Below are 5,215 nucleotides of genomic sequence, written 5' to 3'. Positions count from 1 at the left end.
CCGCTCCCGCTCGACCAGGAGGGGCAGCGGCTCGGAGGTGGTGACCAGGTCCCGCAGCGGATGCCGGGCCAGGACCTCGTCCACCTCAGGCGTCAACGCCGCCGCCAGCCGCGCCGCCGCCGGGCGGTTCTCGTCCCGCAGGGATGCGACGGCCGCGAGGATCACGTCCCGCCGGCCCCCCTCCTCGGGCACACCGGCGGCCGCCCTCTCGTACAGGCGCGCGCCCTCCTCCAGGACGACGTCCGTGTCCATGCCCGCCGGGATCTTGATCCGCGCGTGATGGCGCCAGGTGCTGACCGGATCGCCCCACGCCTCCACGGTGAACGACCACAGGCCGGGCTCCCCGGCGGTGACCTCGGCGCCCCACCGGTCCGTCCCGGGGGCCAGCTCACGCATCGGCGTCCACGGGCCGGGGCGGCCCTCGGGATCCTTCAGGACGGCATTGGCGGCGACCGCGTCGTGCCCCTCCCGGAACACGGTCGCCGAGATCTCGAAGGTCTCGCCGGTCACGGCCTTGGCCGGCCGGCGTCCGCGCTGGACGACCGGGCGGACATCGAGAACGGGTATGCGCCCGACGGCGGTCGCGTCGCCCACGGGGGGTGGTGGCGCGACCTGCGGACCGGCGTCGGCCGGGCGCGCGGGGCGTGCTTCGCCGCCGGGCGCGCGCGCCCCGGTGGTGCGGCGGTTGGGGGGTGCTGGCGAATGGTGCTTGGCGGGCATGACCGCTCCTGTCCGCGTCAACGTGGGTGGGCGGATGTCTGTGGGGAGGTGGGTCCTGCATGGTGCTCCTGAGAGGGGTACCCGGAGGAGCCTTCCCACCCTATTCGGGTGGGCAATCCGGCACTTTGTTAACTACTCACGCGTATGTCGACACACAAGACCGGCCTCGTCCGCGACGGACGAGGCCGGCCCCTTCGCGTGGCTGCTCCTTCGCCCTAGGTGTGCGGCACCCGCAGTAACTTGTCCGGCGAGCCGAGTCCCCGACCGGAGATCTTCCCGGTCGCCGCTCGCGTGGTCAGGGCCCTGCTGACCTGGGCCGGAGCCGCCTTCGGGTGGTCGGCCAGATACAGCGCGGCCGCGCCCGCGGCGTGCGGTGCCGCCATCGATGTGCCCGAGGCCGCGGCCCGTGCCGTGTCGCTCGTGGCGGACGCGGAGGTGATGTGCACGCCCGGGGCGAAGAGATCGAGGGCCGGGCCGTGGTTGGAGAAGGCCGGTTTCGCATCCCTGAAGCCGGTCGCGCCGACCGTGATCGCCTGCCTGACGCTCGCGGGGGAGTACAGGCCGGCCGGCCTGCCGTCGTTGCCCGCGGCGACCGTGTAGGTGACGCCGGAGGCGATGGAGGCGCGGACGGCGGCGTCCAGCCGTTCGTTGCGCGGGCCGCCCAGGCTGAGGTTGGCGACGGCGGGCTGCTCCGCGTGCCGGGTCACCCAGTCGATCCCGGCGATCACCCGGGCCGTGGTGCCCGCCCCCGCGGTGTCGAGGACGCGTACGGAGACGATGCGGGCCTTCTTGGCGACACCGTGGGCCGTCCCGGCCACCGTCCCGGCGACGTGCGTGCCGTGGCCGTTGGCGTCCGACGCGACCCTGTCGTTCCCGACGAAGTCCCAGCCGTGGCCCGCCCGGCCACCGAAATCCCTGTGCGTGGTCCGGACGCCGGTGTCGATCACGTACACCGTCACCCCGGCGCCCGCCGCCTTGGGCCAGGTGTAGCTCCGGTCCAGCGGCAGGCTCGGCTGGTCGACGCGGTCCAGCCCCCAGGAGGGCGGCTCGTGCTGGGTGTGGTCCAGCCGCACGCGGGTGTCCTGGACGACCGAGGCGACCCGGGGGTCGGCGGCGAGCTGCCTGGCCCGTCTGTCGTCGGTCCTGATCGCGTAGCCGTTCAGGACGGTGCCGTAGGTGTGGCTGATGTCCACCCCGTACTGCTCGGCGAGACGCTGTCCCGCCGCCGACGGAGCCCGTGTGCCCTCCTCCAGTGTCACCAGGTAACTTCCGTGCACGGAGCCGGGTTCTCCGGCGCCGAGTATCCGCCCCTCCGGTACGGCGTGCGCGGGCAGGGTGGTGGCCGAAAACGCCGCGGCACAGATCGCCGCCGTCAGGCCCCCCGTCCAGCGCAGACGCCGTGCGCGCGTCCGTGCCATGGTCCGAGTTCCCCTCCTCGAGTCGGCGTACGGCTGCCGCGGGGCGCCGCGTGCGGCCGGCGCGGGCCGGTACGCCAGGGGCAGCCTCTCGTGGCGTGTGAAGCGCCACAAGGACGCCTATGGGGGCGGAATCGGCCATATCCGTGGACGGGGCGGTTCCGGACGATCGGGGATTGGGTGGCGGAGCTTCACCGGCGGCGGCACCGACGCCGGTACTGTCGTAGGTGACGTCGATGAAGCCCTGTGTCAGAACCCTGCGTCATCCTGCGAATGCGCCGAGGTGGAACCCGTGAAGGCGATCCGTCGATTCACCGTCCGACCCGTTCTCCCCGAACCCCTCCGGCCGCTCAGCGATCTGGCCCGCAATCTGCGCTGGTCGTGGCATGCGGAGACCCGTGACCTGTTCCAGTCCGTCGACCCCGAGCGCTGGGCCGCCTCGGGCGGCGACCCGGTCCGGCTGCTGGGCAGCGTGCCGCCCGCGCGGCTCGCGGACCTGGCCTCAGACCGCCGCTTCCTGCGCCGCCTCGCCGCGGTCGCGGGCGATCTGAACGACTACATGACCGGCGACCGCTGGTACCAGGCCCAGCCCGACCAACTTCCCGCCGCGATCGCCTACTTCTCGCCCGAGTTCGGCATCACGGCCGCCCTGCCCCAGTACTCCGGCGGCCTCGGCATCCTGGCCGGCGACCACCTGAAGGCGGCCAGCGACCTCGGCGTCCCGCTGATCGGCGTCGGCCTGCTCTACCGGCACGGCTACTTCCGCCAGACCCTGTCCCGGGACGGCTGGCAGCAGGAGCACTACCCCGTCCTCGACCCCAACGAGCTGCCCGTCGTCCTCCTGGAGGAGGCCGACGGCACCCCCGCCCAGGTCGCCCTCGCCCTGCCCGGCGGCAAGCAGCTGCACGCCCGGATCTGGCTGGCGCAGGTCGGCCGGGTCCCGCTGCTGATGCTGGACTCGGACGTCGAGGAGAACGACCTCGGCGAGCGCGGCGTGACCGACCGCCTCTACGGCGGCGGCAGCGAGCACCGGCTGCTCCAGGAGATGCTGCTGGGCATAGGAGGGGTCCGGGCGGTGCGCACGTACTGCCGGCTGACCGGGCACCCCGAGCCGGAGGTGTTCCACACGAACGAGGGACATGCCGGGTTCCTCGGCCTGGAGCGGATCGCCGAGCTCTGTGCCGAGGGCCTGGACTTCGACTCCGCGCTGGAGGCGGTCCGCGCCGGGACCGTCTTCACCACCCACACCCCCGTCCCGGCCGGCATCGACCGCTTCGACCGCGAGCTGGTCGCCCGCCACTTCGGCCCCGACGCCGAGCTGCCCCGCATCGACGTCGACCGCGTCCTCAGGCTCGGCATGGAGACCTACCCCGGCGGCGAGCCCAACCTGTTCAACATGGCCGTGATGGGCCTGCGCCTCGCCCAGCGCGCCAACGGCGTGTCCCTGCTGCACGGCAACGTCAGCCGCGAGATGTTCTCCGGCCTGTGGCCCGGATTCGACGCCGACGAGGTGCCGATCACGTCCGTGACGAACGGTGTGCACGCGCCCACCTGGGTTGCCCCCGAGGTGTTCCGGCTCGGCGCCCGGCAGATCGGCGCCCACCGCGCCGAGGACGCGCTGACCGTCGGCGGCTCGGATCGCTGGGACGCGGTGGCGGACATCCCCGACCAGGAGATCTGGGAGCTGCGGCGGGGCTTGCGCGAGCAGCTCGTGACGGAGGTGCGGGAGCGGCTGCGGGCCTCCTGGCGGCAGCGCGGCGCCCATACGGCCGAGCTGGGCTGGATCGACGGCGTGCTCGACCCGGACGTCCTCACCATCGGCTTCGCGCGGCGCGTCCCGTCGTACAAGCGCCTGACGCTGATGCTGCGCGACCGCGACCGGCTGATGGATCTGCTGCTGCATCCCGAGCGGCCGATCCAGATCGTCGTGGCGGGCAAGGCGCATCCCGCGGACGACGGGGGGAAGCGCCTGGTGCAGGAGCTGGTGCGGTTCGCGGACGATCCGCGGGTACGGCACCGGATCGTGTTCCTGCCGGACTACGGCATGGGGATGGCGCAGAAGCTCTACCCGGGCTGTGACATCTGGCTGAACAACCCCCTTCGCCCGCTGGAGGCCTGCGGCACCTCCGGGATGAAGGCGGCGCTCAACGGTTGTCTCAATCTGTCCGTCCTGGACGGCTGGTGGGACGAGTGGTTCCAGCCGGACTTCGGCTGGGCCATCCCCACGGCCGACGGTGTCGGGACCGACCCGGACCATCGCGACGACATAGAGGCCGCGGCGCTGTACGACCTGCTGGAGCAGCGGGTGACGCCCCGCTTCTACGAGCGCGGGCAGAGCGGGCTGCCCGACCGGTGGATCGAGATGGTCCGCCAGACGTTGAGCCTGCTCGGGCCGAAGGTGCTGGCCGGGCGGATGGTCCGCGAGTACGTCGAGCGGCTCTACTCGCCGGCGGCGCTCGCCCACCGGTCCATGGTTCCGGACGCGGCGCGGGAGCTCGCCGAGTGGAAGGGGCGGGTGCGGGCAGCCTGGCCGGGCGTCACTGTCGACCATGTGGAGACGTCTGCGGCTGCGGCGCTGGCGGAGCTCGGGACGACGCTGGGGTTGCGGGTGCGGGTGGGGCTCGGCGCTCTCGGGCCCGATGATGTCGAGGTGCAGGTGGTTTCGGGGCGAGTTGACGAGGAGGATCGCATTGCCGATGCGTCGGCTGTGCCGCTGAAGCCGGTGGGGTCTCCCGACCAGGACGGGCGCTGGGTGTATGAGGGGTCCTTGTCTCTGGATCGCACCGGGCCCTTTGGGTATACGGTGCGGATCCTTCCTGCGCATCGGCTTTTGGCCTCTAGCGCGGAGCTGGGTCTGGTGGCCGGGCCCTCTGAGGAACTGGTGGAGGCTGCGGGGTTGTTGATGCGGTGAGCTGCCGTCTGCGGGTGCGTGGGGGCTGGTCGTGCCCACGCGGCGGAGCCGCACATCGATACAGCCCCGCGCCCCTAGTGACCTGAGTCGGAGATTCGTCGGCAGTAGGCGGCTACTTTGTCGAGGATCTCGTCGGCGGTCTTGGTCCAGATGAACGGCCTGGGGTGTT

General features: G+C 72.5%; 3 protein-coding genes. 1 reads left to right on the top strand and 2 read right to left on the bottom strand.

Annotated features, from left to right (window positions below):
• Window positions 1–720, bottom strand: a 720-nt coding sequence (locus ACIBNA_RS44760; protein WP_399171222.1) for a maltotransferase domain-containing protein, incomplete at its 3' end; no start/stop codon positions are given.
• A 215-nt stretch (window positions 721–935) separates the two neighbouring features.
• On the bottom strand, window positions 936–2,138 hold the full coding sequence (locus tag ACIBNA_RS44755; protein ID WP_399171220.1) for a S8 family peptidase: 1,203 nt from the start codon (window positions 2,136–2,138) through the stop codon (window positions 936–938).
• A 289-nt stretch (window positions 2,139–2,427) separates the two neighbouring features.
• On the opposite strand from ACIBNA_RS44755, the gene ACIBNA_RS44750 reads away from it, so the two are divergent.
• Entirely contained in the window at window positions 2,428–5,046 is a 2,619-nt protein-coding gene (locus tag ACIBNA_RS44750) for a glycosyltransferase family 1 protein (protein ID WP_399171218.1), read from the top strand.
• Window positions 5,047–5,215: the final 169 nt, after the last annotated feature.

The organism is Streptomyces sp. NPDC050164 (assembly GCF_044459945.1).
GTDB lineage: Bacteria > Actinomycetota > Actinomycetes > Streptomycetales > Streptomycetaceae > Streptomyces > Streptomyces coeruleorubidus_A.
This window is presented reverse-complemented; position numbering and strand designations above follow the sequence as displayed.